Origin of the sequence: Stenotrophomonas sp. EMP41 (assembly GCF_047495535.1) — a bacterium.
Classification (GTDB): Bacteria; Pseudomonadota; Gammaproteobacteria; order Xanthomonadales; family Xanthomonadaceae; genus Stenotrophomonas; species Stenotrophomonas sepilia.
The window spans coordinates 3,026,438-3,038,458 of record NZ_CP179923.1; the positions used below are offsets into that span (position 1 = coordinate 3,026,438).

Annotated in this window: 11 protein-coding genes; 4 read left to right on the forward strand and 7 right to left on the reverse strand. The window is 66.9% G+C overall.

Annotated features, from left to right (window positions below):
- Window positions 1-12: 12 nt before the first annotated feature.
- From ACMGRF_RS13970 to ACMGRF_RS13980, 3 genes are all read right to left on the reverse strand, one after another.
- The gene (locus ACMGRF_RS13970) at window positions 13-942 is read right to left on the reverse strand and encodes an SH3 domain-containing protein (RefSeq protein WP_239666628.1); all 930 of its coding nucleotides are present in this window, start codon (window positions 940-942) and stop codon (window positions 13-15) included.
- Between the two features lie 184 nt (window positions 943-1,126).
- Complete coding sequence (locus ACMGRF_RS13975) at window positions 1,127-1,981, reverse strand: XAC2610-related protein (RefSeq protein WP_049436034.1); 855 nt, start codon at window positions 1,979-1,981, stop codon at window positions 1,127-1,129.
- Between the two features lie 36 nt (window positions 1,982-2,017).
- Window positions 2,018-2,500 (reverse strand): DUF3574 domain-containing protein, encoded by a 483-nt coding sequence (locus ACMGRF_RS13980; RefSeq protein ID WP_414485323.1) that lies wholly within the window; start codon window positions 2,498-2,500, stop codon window positions 2,018-2,020.
- Window positions 2,501-2,712: 212 nt separating this feature from the next.
- On the opposite strand from ACMGRF_RS13980, the gene ACMGRF_RS13985 reads away from it, so the two are divergent.
- The 4 genes from ACMGRF_RS13985 (at window position 2,713) to otsA (ending at window position 9,236) form a co-directional block, all read left to right on the forward strand.
- The gene (locus ACMGRF_RS13985; protein WP_049436030.1) at window positions 2,713-5,148 is read left to right on the forward strand and encodes a TonB-dependent receptor plug domain-containing protein; all 2,436 of its coding nucleotides are present in this window, start codon (window positions 2,713-2,715) and stop codon (window positions 5,146-5,148) included.
- A gap of 147 nt (window positions 5,149-5,295) precedes the next feature.
- A complete protein-coding gene (gene otsB / locus ACMGRF_RS13990; RefSeq protein WP_049411740.1) occupies window positions 5,296-6,054 on the forward strand; it encodes a trehalose-phosphatase in 759 nt (252 codons plus the stop codon).
- 39 nt (window positions 6,055-6,093) lie between these two features.
- Entirely contained in the window at window positions 6,094-7,875 is a 1,782-nt protein-coding gene (locus tag ACMGRF_RS13995) for a glycoside hydrolase family 15 protein (protein WP_049411744.1), read from the forward strand.
- The gene (gene otsA / locus ACMGRF_RS14000; RefSeq protein WP_180879737.1) at window positions 7,872-9,236 is read left to right on the forward strand and encodes an alpha,alpha-trehalose-phosphate synthase (UDP-forming); all 1,365 of its coding nucleotides are present in this window, start codon (window positions 7,872-7,874) and stop codon (window positions 9,234-9,236) included. Before ACMGRF_RS13995 ends, otsA begins: the two co-directional genes overlap by 4 nt.
- A 70-nt stretch (window positions 9,237-9,306) precedes the next feature.
- Here otsA and ACMGRF_RS14005 read toward each other — a convergent pair whose 3' ends face one another.
- From ACMGRF_RS14005 to rluD, 4 genes are read right to left on the reverse strand one after another with little or no spacing between them, the layout of a single operon-like run.
- The gene (locus tag ACMGRF_RS14005; RefSeq protein ID WP_099495927.1) at window positions 9,307-9,744 is read right to left on the reverse strand and encodes a thiol-disulfide oxidoreductase DCC family protein; all 438 of its coding nucleotides are present in this window, start codon (window positions 9,742-9,744) and stop codon (window positions 9,307-9,309) included.
- Window positions 9,719-10,225 carry a DUF4166 domain-containing protein gene (locus ACMGRF_RS14010; RefSeq protein ID WP_049416934.1) on the reverse strand — a complete coding sequence of 169 codons (507 nt, stop codon included), beginning with the start codon at window positions 10,223-10,225 and terminating at the stop codon, window positions 9,719-9,721. Before ACMGRF_RS14010 ends, ACMGRF_RS14005 begins: the two co-directional genes overlap by 26 nt.
- A gap of 20 nt (window positions 10,226-10,245) precedes the next feature.
- The gene (gene pgeF, locus ACMGRF_RS14015; protein WP_049416936.1) at window positions 10,246-11,016 is read right to left on the reverse strand and encodes a peptidoglycan editing factor PgeF; all 771 of its coding nucleotides are present in this window, start codon (window positions 11,014-11,016) and stop codon (window positions 10,246-10,248) included.
- Window positions 11,016-12,005 (reverse strand): 23S rRNA pseudouridine(1911/1915/1917) synthase RluD, encoded by a 990-nt coding sequence (gene rluD / locus ACMGRF_RS14020; protein WP_080354703.1) that lies wholly within the window; start codon window positions 12,003-12,005, stop codon window positions 11,016-11,018. The genes pgeF and rluD overlap by 1 nt, the downstream gene beginning before the upstream one ends.
- Window positions 12,006-12,021 lie beyond the last annotated feature (16 nt).

A 12,021-nucleotide genomic window follows, 5' to 3' on the forward strand; every position in this document is an offset into this window, starting at 1 on the left:
TCCCCTTTTTCGTCAATCGTTGACGTTGATCCAGCCCACCACCGCGCCCTGCTTCGGGTTGCGGTAGCGCAGCTTCACCCAGCCATCCTGTTCATCCAGCAGTTCCACGCGATTCCCCTGGACCAGGTAACGCCTGGTGCTGGATGCGCCGGGTTGGTCGAACAGGAACAGGCGCGCGGGTACCACGGTGGCTGTCAACGCAACCAGCGGGCTGCCGTCGTCGGGCGCAGCCAGTCCGTCATTGATGACCTGCTCTTCAATCTCTGCGGTCGCCGAGTAGCCGGTCCAAACGGCTAGCGGGCCATCAAACCGCCTCGCCTCCAAACTCAGCACTTCTCCGTCCAACTTGGGCAACGCAAGCATACGCTCGGAGCGATAAAGGTACAGAACTCCGTTGGAAGGACGGTATACATCAACACGCCACATGGCACTTCGGCAGCTGCTACGGAGCACCTGATTCTTGGAATCCAGTTCGATCCAGCCGAACTCCCCGCAACTTCGCCTGGCTTTCCGGATGACGGGCAGTGTCATGAACCTGCCAAGATTCCGATCGAATTTATAGACAAGTGTCGAAAAATTGACCATTCCAACGGGTATCTGCACTACCAGATCAAGCTGACCATCAAAATCCACATCCAACGCCCTCAGCTTTGTTTCAGATTCTGGCGACTCCGATGGAGCGCGTGGCAGCTGCTGTGTCGCGCCTGAGGGGAGTTGGACCTGGATGCTCCCGTCAGGTTGAAGGAAGACCGTTACCGGTGATGCCGGCGCTACTTCGAACGATAGCTGCGCTTGTTCCGCGATTGGTTTCGACCAGGCAGCTCCTGGCTGAAGGAGCCCACTCTGGAGCAGAATCAGCACAGTCAGCACAGCAACCGACTGCGGGCTCCCTCTCCCAAGCAACCGCTTCAGTCGCGCCGCGAAACCGATTCCCATTGTCATTGAATGTCCGTGCAGAAACTGGCTTTTCAGCCGGCACCACGATCATGTGGCGGAGCACCCAGTGACTCCATGCAAGAAATCCGAAATTTCTTCCATGATTGAGGGGACTCCAACCCTGCAAGCGAGACGTACACCAGGCAGCAGTCACCCGGACACCCGGGCGTCTGATAGCTGTGAGGATCAATCAATCGTTGACGTTGATCCAGCCCACCACCGCGCCCTGCTTCGGGTTGCGGTAGCGCAGCTTCACCCAGCCGTCGTGTTCATCCAGCAGTTCCACGCGGTCTCCCTGCACCAGGTAACGCCTGGTGCTGGATGCGCCGGGCCGGTCGAACAGGAACAGCCGTGCCGGTGCCACGGTGGCCTGCTGGCCACGCAACGGTCCATCCGGCGGTGCGCCCAGGCCATCGGCAATGGCACTTTCCAATACTCGGCCGGCGGGATCATAGGTGCGCCAGACCGCCAGCGGGCCCTGCTCATCGGTCTGCTCCCAACGCAGCGCGGCGTTCACCGTATCGCCCAGCATCAGCACACGCTCGGCGCGGTACAGATGGAGCGTCGCGCCTGCAAAGCGGTACTGGTCGGTGTACCACATCGGGCCGCTGCGGCAGCTGCTGGTCAGCGTGCGGCTGGGACGGTCAACCGTCAGCCCCATCAGCTCACCGCAGCTGTCCTTGCCGTGGGTCTCGGCCTGCAGCGCGCGGAATGCCTCAACGGCCGGATCGAACCGGTACACCGCCACCGCTTCGTTGACCATGCCCACCGAAGCGCGTGCGACCAGTTCCGGGTAGCCATCGAAATCGACATCTTCGAGCGACCAGCGCGAATGGCCGTCGGCATCCACCGTGCCCTCCAACGTCTGGCGCTTGCCCGACGGCGACAGCTGCACTGCAATGCTGCCGTCCTGCAGGGGATCGGCATGCGCCTGCACATGCGCGGCCACCTGAAACCGTAGCGTTTCGCCCTCGTCCTCCGCCTGCGCCGTCGGTGCCAGCGCGCCGGCCAGCGCCAGGCCCAGCAGGCATTCCCTGTAGTTCATCATTGCTCCCTGCGGCACCGCGGCGGCACCTTCAACTCAGAACGATACCTCGACCGGCTGCCGCGACCACAGCACCGACTGATGCCTGGTCTGCTGCTTCCACGCCAGGCGGATCGCTTCGATATCGGCGCGGCGCTGCGGGGTGTCCTCATGCAGCACCACCAGCACCTTGGTGCGCAGGCGGTTGGGCGCGGCATCGCCGCGGAACAGCCACTGGCCATAGGCATCGAACACGGTCAGGCCATCCGGGAAGCGCGGGGTCACTTCCTTGTCCAGGAAGGTGCGCCACTGCGCCTCGCTGATGGTGTCGGCCTGCGGGCGGTTACCGGCGCCTTGCTCTTCGCCTACGCCGAAGTACAGCTCGCTGCGCACCCAGCCGTGGCCGGCGAACGGGCGTGCGGCATCGCCCTTCAGTTCGGCGGTGGTGGCCGTGGCATAGGCGCTGGGCGCCTGCGAAGAGAGGCTGGCGCAGCCGCTGGTGGCCAACAGCACGGCGAAGACGAGGCCAAGGTGTTTCATCGGTACAGCTCCGGGGAAGGGGACAAGGCGAGCCGGCAGCGTACAGCGCCACCGGCCCGGCGTGCTGATGCCAACCGGGCATCAGCTCATGCCGGACCGGCAGGGACTTGCATCGGCACCGGCCATCACGCGAAGATAATATATCGCTTCATCCGGATGGATGTAAGTGAAACTATCTCCCCTTCCCCGCCGTCGTTGTTGCTGGAGCCCCCATGTCCGCCCGCCTGCCCGCGTCGCCGCTCGGCCTCGCCATCGCCCTCGCGCTTTCAACCGCCGCCGCCCCGGCGCTGGCCCAGGACGCCACCAACCTGGATACGGTGATCGTCACCGGCACCCGTGCCGCCGACCGCACCGTGCTCGAATCCACCTCGCCGGTGGATGTGCTCACCGCCGAGGACATCCGCAAGGCCGGCGTGGTCAACGGTGAGCTGGGCAGCGCGCTGCAGGCGCTGCTGCCGTCGTTCAACTTCCCGCGCCAGTCCAACTCCGGTGGCGCCGACCATGTGCGCGCAGCGCAGCTGCGTGGCCTGTCGCCGGACCAGGTGCTGGTGCTGGTCAACGGCAAGCGCCGCCACCACACCGCGCTGGTCAACACCGACAGCAAGATCGGCAAGGGCACCACCCCGGTCGATTTCAATTCGATTCCGGTCAGTGCGATCAAGCGCATTGAAGTGCTGCGCGACGGCGCTGGCGCGCTGTACGGATCGGACGCCGTGGCCGGCGTAATCAACGTGATCCTCGACAACGGCGGTGACGGCGGCGAGATCGAGGCGAGCTACGGTGCCAACCACACCGACCTCAAGCCGATCGGACGCACCCTTACCGATGGCCAGACCGGCAACCTCAGCGCCAAGGTCGGCACCTCGCTGGGCGAAGACGGCGGCTTCCTGCGCGTTGGCCTGGAATACAAGCACCGCAACGGCACCAACCGCGCCGGCTTTGACCGGATTCCGCCGTGGGACCAGACCCCGGGCAACCTGGCGCTGCAGGGCAGGCGCAATTATGTGCTGGGCGATGGCCAGAGCAAGGACATCAACCTGTGGCTGAACACCGAGATTCCGGTGGGCCAGACCTCGACGTTCTACGCGTTCGGTACCTTCAACCAGCGTGACACCGAAGGCGCGAACTACTTCCGCTATCCCGATGGCGATGCCAACTGGAAGCAGGTCTATCCGAATGGCTACCGTCCGATCTCCGAGGGCGAGAACCGCGACGTGCAGGCCGTGGCCGGCGTGCGCGGGCAGTGGAGCGAATGGAGCTACGACGGCAGCCTGGATTACGGCCAGAACGACTTCACCTACCGCCTGCGTGATTCGCTCAACGCGTCGCTGGGCCCGACCAGCCCGACCCGCTTCAAGACCGCCGACTACGCGTACGCGCAGACCGTGGGAAACCTCGACCTGAGCCGCGTGTTCACCCAGAGCGACAGCATCAGCCACACCCTGGGCCTGGGCGTGGAAGCACGCCACGAGCGCTACCAGACCCGTCCCGGTGACCCAGCCAGCTACGCCGCCGGCCCGTACACCGATCGCCCGACCGGTTCGCAGGCAGGTGGTGGCCTGACCCCGCAGGACGCGGCGCGCCTGTCGCGCGATGTGGCCAGCGCCTATGCCAGCCTGTCCAGCCAGTTCGGCGAGAAGTTCTCCACCGACCTGGCCGCGCGCTACGAGCACAACGAAGACTTCGGCGGTGAACTGACCGGCAAGCTCGGCCTGCGCTATGAGTTCACCCCGGCGTTCGCGCTGCGCGGCGCAATCTCCAACAACTTCCGCGCACCGTCGCTGGCGCAGATCGGCTACGAGTCCACCTCTACCGGCTACAACGCAGGTGGCCAGCTGGTGCAGGGCCGCCTGCTGTCGGTCAACAATCCGATCGCACGCGGCCTGGGTGCACAGAACCTGAAGCCAGAGAAATCGCTGAACACCTCGCTCGGCTTCACCAGCCGCATCGGCGAGCATTTCGACCTGTCGCTGGACTTCTTCCAGATCGACATCGATGACCGCATCGCACTGTCGGAGAGCATCACCGGCGATGCGCTGACCGACTACGTGGCCGCCAACTACGGCGTCAGCGGCCTGCAGAGCGCCAGCTTCTTCGTCAACGCCGCCGACACCCGCACCCGTGGCGCCGAGCTGGTGAGCAACTGGCGCCAGTCGCTGGGCGATGGCCAGCTGCTGCTGACCGGCACCTATGCGTATACCAAGACCACGCTGAAGAACGTGCTGGCTACGCCGGCGCAGCTGCAGGCGCTCAACCCGAACTATGTGCTGTTCGGCATCGAAGAGACCAATACGCTCACCGATGCCACGCCGCGCACGCGTGGCAGTTTCTCGGCCGCATGGAGCAACGACCACTGGTCGCTGAGCACCCGCGTGAACCGTTATGGCAGCGCCACCCGCGTGTTCAACTTCGGTGACGGCTACATCCCGCGCCAGACCTACCAGGCCGAGTGGCAGCTGGATGCGGAAGTCGAATACCGCATCACCCCGCAGTGGAGCGTGGCCCTCGGCGGGCAGAACCTGACCGACAACTATCCGGATCGATCCAACAGCGATATCCACTACTTCGGCAACCTGCCGTACGACGTGCTGTCGCCGATCGGCAGTAACGGTGCGTACTACTACGGCCGCGTCCGCTATACGTTCTGATTCGCCAGTCCGGTAGTGCCGGCCGCTGGCCGGCAACCGCAGGGTGCATCCATGGGCTGTCACGTTGCCGGCCAGCGGCCGGCACTACCCCGATCCGTAGCCTGCCCTCGACCCCACGTACACGCCCACGCTGGCAAGCTGGGCTTCATGGCTGAACCGCTCCCCCTGCGTCCGCCGCCGCCATTGCTGGATGACGCCTGCGCGTTGTTCCTCGATGTCGACGGCACCCTGATCGAATTCGCTGCACGCCCGGACGCCGTGCAGCTGCTGCCGGATGTGCGCGAAGCCATCGGCCGCATCAGCGACCGCCTGGAAGGTGCCGTGGCACTGGTCAGTGGCCGCCCGCTCGAGCAGCTGGATCAACTGTTCGCGCCTTTGAAGCTGCCCGCCGCCGGCCTGCATGGCCACGAACTGCGTGGCGAGGACGGTCGTGTGCTGCGCGACGAACACGACGACGACACCGCCGAATGGCTGCACGCACTGCACCAGCAGGCGATGCGCTTCGCCCACGGCCATCCCGGCGTGCTGGTGGAAGACAAGGGTGTCGGCCTGGCGCTGCACTGGCGCGGCGCGCCGCACGCCGCCAGCGATGTGCGCGCCTTCGCCGACCGCCACGTGCGCGGTCGCGCCAGTTACCGCCTGCAACCCGGCGACCACGTGGTCGAGTTCGTCCCCGTTGGCAGCGACAAGGGCCGTGCGGTGCGGAGGATGATGCAGTACCTGCCCTTCCGCGGCCGCCTGCCGGTGTTCCTCGGTGACGACCTCACCGACGAATTCGGCTTCGACGCTGCCAACGGCCAGCATGGCTGGAGCGTGCTGGTGGGCGAACGTGAACCCAGCAAGGCGGTGTTCGCGCTGCCCGACATACGCAGCGTGCACGCCTGGCTGCGTGAGAATGCCTATTGACCCGGCCACCCCACGGCCGCAACCGAGATGTACCGCGTGATGACCCAACCCGATCTTGATCTGGGCGTGGTCGGCAACGGCAGCTTCGGCGCCCTGGTCGACAAACGTGCCCGCGTTGTCTGGAGCTGCCTGCCCACCTTCGACGGCGACCCTACCTTCTGTGCGCTGCTCGGCCCCAACCAGCAGACCGGTGGCGACTTCGCCATCGAGCTGGAAGATTTCGTCAGCAGCGAGCAGGAATACCTGACCAACACGGCGATCCTGCGCACGGTGCTGCGCGATGCGCACGGCGGCGAACTGGAAATTCTCGACTTCGCCCCACGCTGGCGCCAGAACGACCGTTTCTACCGCCCGGTCAGCCTGATCCGCCAGGTGCGTCCGCTGGCCGGCAGCCCGCGCATCACCGTACGCGCACGCCCGCTGGCGGACTGGGGCGCACGCGTTCCGGAATCCACCTGGGGCAGCAACCATGTGCGCTGGGTGCTGCCCGAACACGTGCTGCGGCTGACCACCGACGTGCCGGTGCGCTTCGTGCGCGACGGCCTGCCGTTCGTGCTCAACCATCCCATCCACCTGATCCTGGGCGTGGATGAATCGCTCAACCGTTCGATCAGCGGCTATGTGCAGGAGGCCTTCCAGCGTACCCGCGATTACTGGCGCGAATGGGTGCGCTACCTGTCCATCCCCCTGGAATGGCAGGACGCGGTGATCCGCAGTGCGATCACGCTGAAGCTGTGCCAGTACGAGGACAGCGGCGCGATCATCGCGGCGATGACCACCTCCATTCCTGAAGCCCCCGGCAGCGTGCGCAACTGGGATTACCGCTACTGCTGGCTGCGTGATGCCGCGTTCGTGGTGCGTGCATTGAACCGCCTCGGCGCCACGCGCACGATGGAACAGTTCCTCGGCTACATCTTCAACCTGGCCACGACCGACGGCACACTGCAGCCGCTGTACGGCATCGGCTTCGAAGCGAAGCTGGATGAAGATGAGGTCCCCAGCCTGTCCGGCTACCGCGGCATGGGCCCGGTACGGCGCGGCAACCTGGCCTGGGTGCAGCGCCAGCACGATGTCTACGGCAGCGTCGTGCTGGCGTCCACGCAGCTGTTCTTCGACCGGCGCCTGCAGGACCCGGGTGATGCGCACACCTTCGCCCGCCTCGAACCCCTCGGCGAGCAGGCCTTCGCCCTGCACGACGTACCCGATGCCGGCCTGTGGGAGTTCCGCGGCCGCACCGAGGTGCACACCTACACCAGCGCGATGTGCTGGGCCGCCTGCGACCGCCTGTGCAAGATCGCCGTGCGGCTGAAGCGCGACGACCGCGCCCACTACTGGCGCACACGTGCCGACACCATCCACGCGCGCATCATGGCCGAATCCTGGAGCGAAGCGCTGGGCCACTTCACCGATACCTTCGGTGGCCATCGCCTGGACGCCTCGCTGCTGCTGCTGGCCGACATCGGCTTCATCGACGCGATGGATGCCCGCTTCATCGCCACCGTCGAAGCGATCGGCCGTGACCTCAAGCATGGCAATTCGCTGTACCGCTATGTCGCTCCGGATGACTTCGGTGAACCGGAAACCAGCTTCACCATCTGCACGTTCTGGTACATCGATGCACTGGCGGCGATCGGGCGCCTGGACGAGGCGCGCGAGATGTTCGAGCTGCTGCTGAAGCAGCGCAACCACCTGGGCCTGCTGTCGGAGGATCTGGCCTTCGACACCGGCGAGGCCTGGGGCAACTTCCCGCAGACCTATTCGCATGTCGGCCTGATCACCGCCGCGATGCGCCTGTCGCGGTCCTGGCAGGAGGCATCGTGAGTCGTCTGGTCGTGGTATCAAATCGTGTGGCCGTGCCCGGCGAGAACCGCGCAGGCGGCCTGGCGGTCGGCCTGCTGGCCGCCCTGAAGGAGCGCGGCGGCCTGTGGTTCGGCTGGAGCGGCAAGACCGTAAAGGAAGGCAGCGGCACGCTGCACCGGCAGAAGGACGGTGACATCAACTACGTCACCATGGACCTGAGCAAGCGCGAGGTCGATGGCTACTACAATGGCTTCGCCAACCGCACCCTGTGGCCGTTGCTGCACTTCCGGCTGGATCTGGTCGACTACGACCGCGGCACCCGCGAGACCTACCACAAGGTCAATGCGCTGTTCGCCGACAAGCTCGCGCCATTGTTGCGCGAGGACGACATCGTCTGGATCCACGACTACCACCTGATCCCGCTCGGCGCACTGCTGCGCGAGCGCGGCATCGGCTGCCGCATCGGCTTCTTCCTGCACATCCCGATGCCCTCGGCCGACCTGCTGCAGGCGATGCCCGATCATCTGCGGTTGTTCTCCGCGCTGTACGCCTACGACCTGGTCGGCTTCCAGACCCAGCGCGATGCCGATCGCTTCCAGACTTACCTGCGCCTGTTCGGTGGTGGCCGCGTGCTCGACAACGGTGAGCTGGAAGCCCCCGGTGGGCGCCGGTTCCGCGCGGCGGCCTTCCCGATCGGCATCGACACCGAACTGATCGCACGCCAGGCCGGCACCGCCGCGACCAAGGCCGCAGTGAAGAACCTGCGCAGCAGCCTGCGGGACCGCCAGCTGGCGATCGGCGTGGATCGCCTGGACTACTCCAAGGGCCTGCCCGAACGCTTCCTCGGCTTCGAGCGCTACCTGCAGCGCCACCCCGACCAGCGCGGCTCGCTCACCTACCTGCAGATCGCGCCGGTCTCGCGCGGCGATGTCACCGAGTACCGGCAGCTGCGCAGCCAACTGGAACAGATCGCCGGCCACATCAACGGTGGCCACGCCGAGCCGGACTGGACGCCGCTGCGCTACGTCAACCAGAACTTCACCCATGCCACGCTCACCGGCTTCTACCGGGCGGCGGCGGTCGGCCTGGTCACGCCGCTGCGCGATGGCATGAACCTGGTGGCCAAGGAATACGTGGCCTCGCAGGACCCGGAGGATCCCGGTGTGCTGGTGCTGTCACTGCTGGCCGGCGCCGCCGACGAACTGAAGCAGGCACTGCTGGTGAACCCGCACGACCTTGACGGCGTGGCCGATGCGATCGCCACCGCAGCGACGATGTCGCTGAGCAGGCGCAAGGAACGCTGGCACGCGATGATGGAACATCTGCGCACCTACGACATCAACCACTGGCGCCGCAGCTACCTCGACGCGCTGGAAGGCTGAAGAAAAAGGGGACGGAGGGGATTAAGTCGTTTGTGCACAAACGACTTAATCCCCTCCGTCCCCTTTTTCTTCAGTCCAGGAACCGCGCGACCTGTTCCGGTGCGGGTAGATGGCAGGTGTCATGCCGACCGAACCAGCGGTAGCGGTTGCGTGCCAGCGCGCGATACGCCGCATCACGCCAGCCGCGCGGCACGAGCCGCAGCACGCCGGCCAGGCGCCAGGCGCCGCCCAGCCCCGCAAGTACGCGCAGGATCGCATCGGTATCGGTCCAGGCACCCTGTGCGTCCAGCAGCAGGAACGACATCGGGTCCTGCGGATCCAGCCCGTGCGCGCGCAGCATCGCGCTGCCCTTCTGCCCCTGCATCGCTGCAAAGCGGTAGCGCCCCCTGCGATCGAAACGCAGCAGGAACCGCACCCAGCGGTTGCACAGTGCGCACACGCCATCGAACACGATCACCGCGCTGCCAGCCTCGGCGGCAGCGTCACTGCGGTTCGAGCCAACCTTCATAGCGGATCAGGGCTCCGGCCCAGGGCAGCGTCACATCGACCAGGAAAGTGTAGCGCTCGCCCTGCCAGGCTTCACGGCAGCGCACACCGCCGAACCAACGCGTCGGCAGCGGCAGCAGCCCGAACGCCCAGACCCGGCGCACCGACCAGTCGATACCACCGTCGCGGGCCTGCAGCGCGAACTCGAAGCGCACCGCGCCCAGCTGCTCGCGCAGATGCCCATCGTGCGCCCACAGCCGCGACACCATTGGCCAGCGGCCGAACCGCCGCGCCCACTGCTCGCCCTGCCGGTAGCGGTTGAACGCCACTTCGGTGGGCAGCGCGTCACCGTCCTGTGGCAACCGCGCCAACGCAGCCAGCAGCGGCACCAGCCAGTGCCGCCCCCTCACGATGCAGGCCTGCCCCACGTAGCGGCACGGCAACGGCGCGGCATGCAGCGCCTGCACCGGTCCTGCCAGGGTGGCGAAGGCCGGCCCCAGCACACGCGCGAACAGCGGCGGAGTCAGGGCGCGATCCAGGCCAGGGTCGCCATGCGCCCGGTGCGACGATCGCGCCGATGCGAATACAGGTCCGGGTCGGCCATCGTCGACACCGTGCCGCCATACACCTGCGCCGGGTCCATCCCCACAGACTGCAGACGCTGCCGCGCCAGCGCGAACAGGTCCACCTTCCAGTGTCCGGGACGGGTCGCGACGAACGCCCCCTCAGCAGCGGGATCATGGCCGACGAAGGCGTGATAGACCTCCTCGCCGATCTCATAGTCGGACGGCCCGGCGGCCGGGCCCAACCAGGCCCGCAGCTGCGCCGGCGGCGTCTGCAGGGCGGCCACCGTGGCCTCCAGCATGCCGTCGGCCAGCCCCCGCCAGCCGGCATGGGCCGCGCCCACCTCGCTGCCGTCTGCGGCGGCGAACACCACCGGCAGGCAGTCGGCGGTCAGGATCGCCAGCACCACGCCCGGCACCGAGGTTACCGCCGCGTCGGCCACCGGCTCGCTCGCGCCGGGCACCGGCGGTGCATCGAATCGCAGCACGGTGCTGCTGTGCACCTGGCGCAGCCAGTGCGGCGCCGACGGCAGCGCCAGCCCCTGTTGCAGCAGCTGGCGGTTGTGCTCCACGTTGGCCGGGGTATCACCATCTGCCGCGTGCCGGTTGCCCAGGTTGAACTGCGCGAACGGCGCCGGCGAGATGCCCGCGCCGTGCCTGCGCGTGGTCAGCGCGTGGACGCCTGCGGGCGCCGGCCAGTCGGCCTGCAGCAACGGCAGCGCGGCCGCCATTACCAGCGGTCCCGCTCGCGGGCGGCGAAGGCTTCGCTGTCTTCGCGCAGCACCTTCATCAGGTGCAGCATGTCCTCCGGCACCGGCGCGGTGTTGCGCACCGGTTCACCGGTGATCGGGTGCATGAACTCCAGGGTCTCGGCGTGCAGGGCCTGGCGCTTGAAGCCGCGCAGCGCGGCCACCAGCTCGTCGCTGGCGCCCTTGGGCAGCTTCAGCGCGCCGCCATACAGCGGGTCGCCGATGATCGGATGGCGCACGTGCGCCATGTGCACGCGGATCTGGTGGGTACGGCCGGTTTCCAGGCGGCACTCCAGCGCGGTGTGTGCCCGGAAGCGCTCGCGCAGGCGGTAGTGGGTCACCGCTTCCTTGCCGTCCTCACGCACCGCCATCTTCAGGCGATCGCGCGGGTGGCGGTCGATCGGGGCATCGGCAGTACCACCGGCCACCAGCGCGCCCATCACGATGGCCAGGTACTGACGGTGCACGTCACGTGCCGCCAGCTGCTCGACCAGCGCAGTCTGCGCTTCCAGGGTCTTGGCCACCACCATCACGCCGCTGGTGTCCTTGTCCAGGCGGTGCACGATGCCGGCGCGCGGCAGCACCGCCACCGACGGATCGCGGAACAGCAGCGCGTTGACCAGGGTGCCGCTGTGGTTGCCGGCCCCCGGATGGACCACCAGGCCGACCGGCTTGTTGATCACCAGCAGGTGCTCGTCCTCGAACAGCACGTCCAGCGGGATGTCCTCCGGCAGCGCGTCGGTCTGGGTTTCCAGCACCACATTGAGGGTCACGACCTCGCCGCCGCGCAGCGGATCGCGCGGGCGCACCTGGGCACCGTCCAGCAGGACCTCACCGGCCTTGATCCACTCGGTCAACCGCGAGCGCGAGTATTCGGGGAACAGTTCGGCGACGACCGCGTCGAAACGGCGGCCGGCAGCGGTGTCGGGGACGATGGCCTGGCGGGCCGATTCAGAGGGTTGTTCAGACATGGCAGGGGGCATTCTT

Excerpts from the sequence above, each read along its gene's own strand:
- ACMGRF_RS13970 (WP_239666628.1), bottom strand. The coding sequence starts at position 942 with ATGACAATGGGAATCGGTTTCGCGGCGCGACTGAAGCGGTTGCTTGGG.
- ACMGRF_RS13975 (WP_049436034.1), bottom strand. The coding sequence starts at position 1,981 with ATGAACTACAGGGAATGCCTGCTGGGCCTGGCGCTGGCCGGCGCGCTG.
- ACMGRF_RS13980 (WP_414485323.1), bottom strand. The coding sequence starts at position 2,500 with ATGAAACACCTTGGCCTCGTCTTCGCCGTGCTGTTGGCCACCAGCGGC.
- ACMGRF_RS13985 (WP_049436030.1), top strand. The coding sequence starts at position 2,713 with ATGTCCGCCCGCCTGCCCGCGTCGCCGCTCGGCCTCGCCATCGCCCTC.
- otsB (WP_049411740.1), top strand. The coding sequence starts at position 5,296 with ATGGCTGAACCGCTCCCCCTGCGTCCGCCGCCGCCATTGCTGGATGAC.
- ACMGRF_RS13995 (WP_049411744.1), top strand. The coding sequence starts at position 6,094 with ATGACCCAACCCGATCTTGATCTGGGCGTGGTCGGCAACGGCAGCTTC.
- ACMGRF_RS14005 (WP_099495927.1), bottom strand. The coding sequence starts at position 9,744 with ATGAAGGTTGGCTCGAACCGCAGTGACGCTGCCGCCGAGGCTGGCAGC.
- pgeF (WP_049416936.1), bottom strand. The coding sequence starts at position 11,016 with ATGGCGGCCGCGCTGCCGTTGCTGCAGGCCGACTGGCCGGCGCCCGCA.
- rluD (WP_080354703.1), bottom strand. The coding sequence starts at position 12,005 with ATGTCTGAACAACCCTCTGAATCGGCCCGCCAGGCCATCGTCCCCGAC.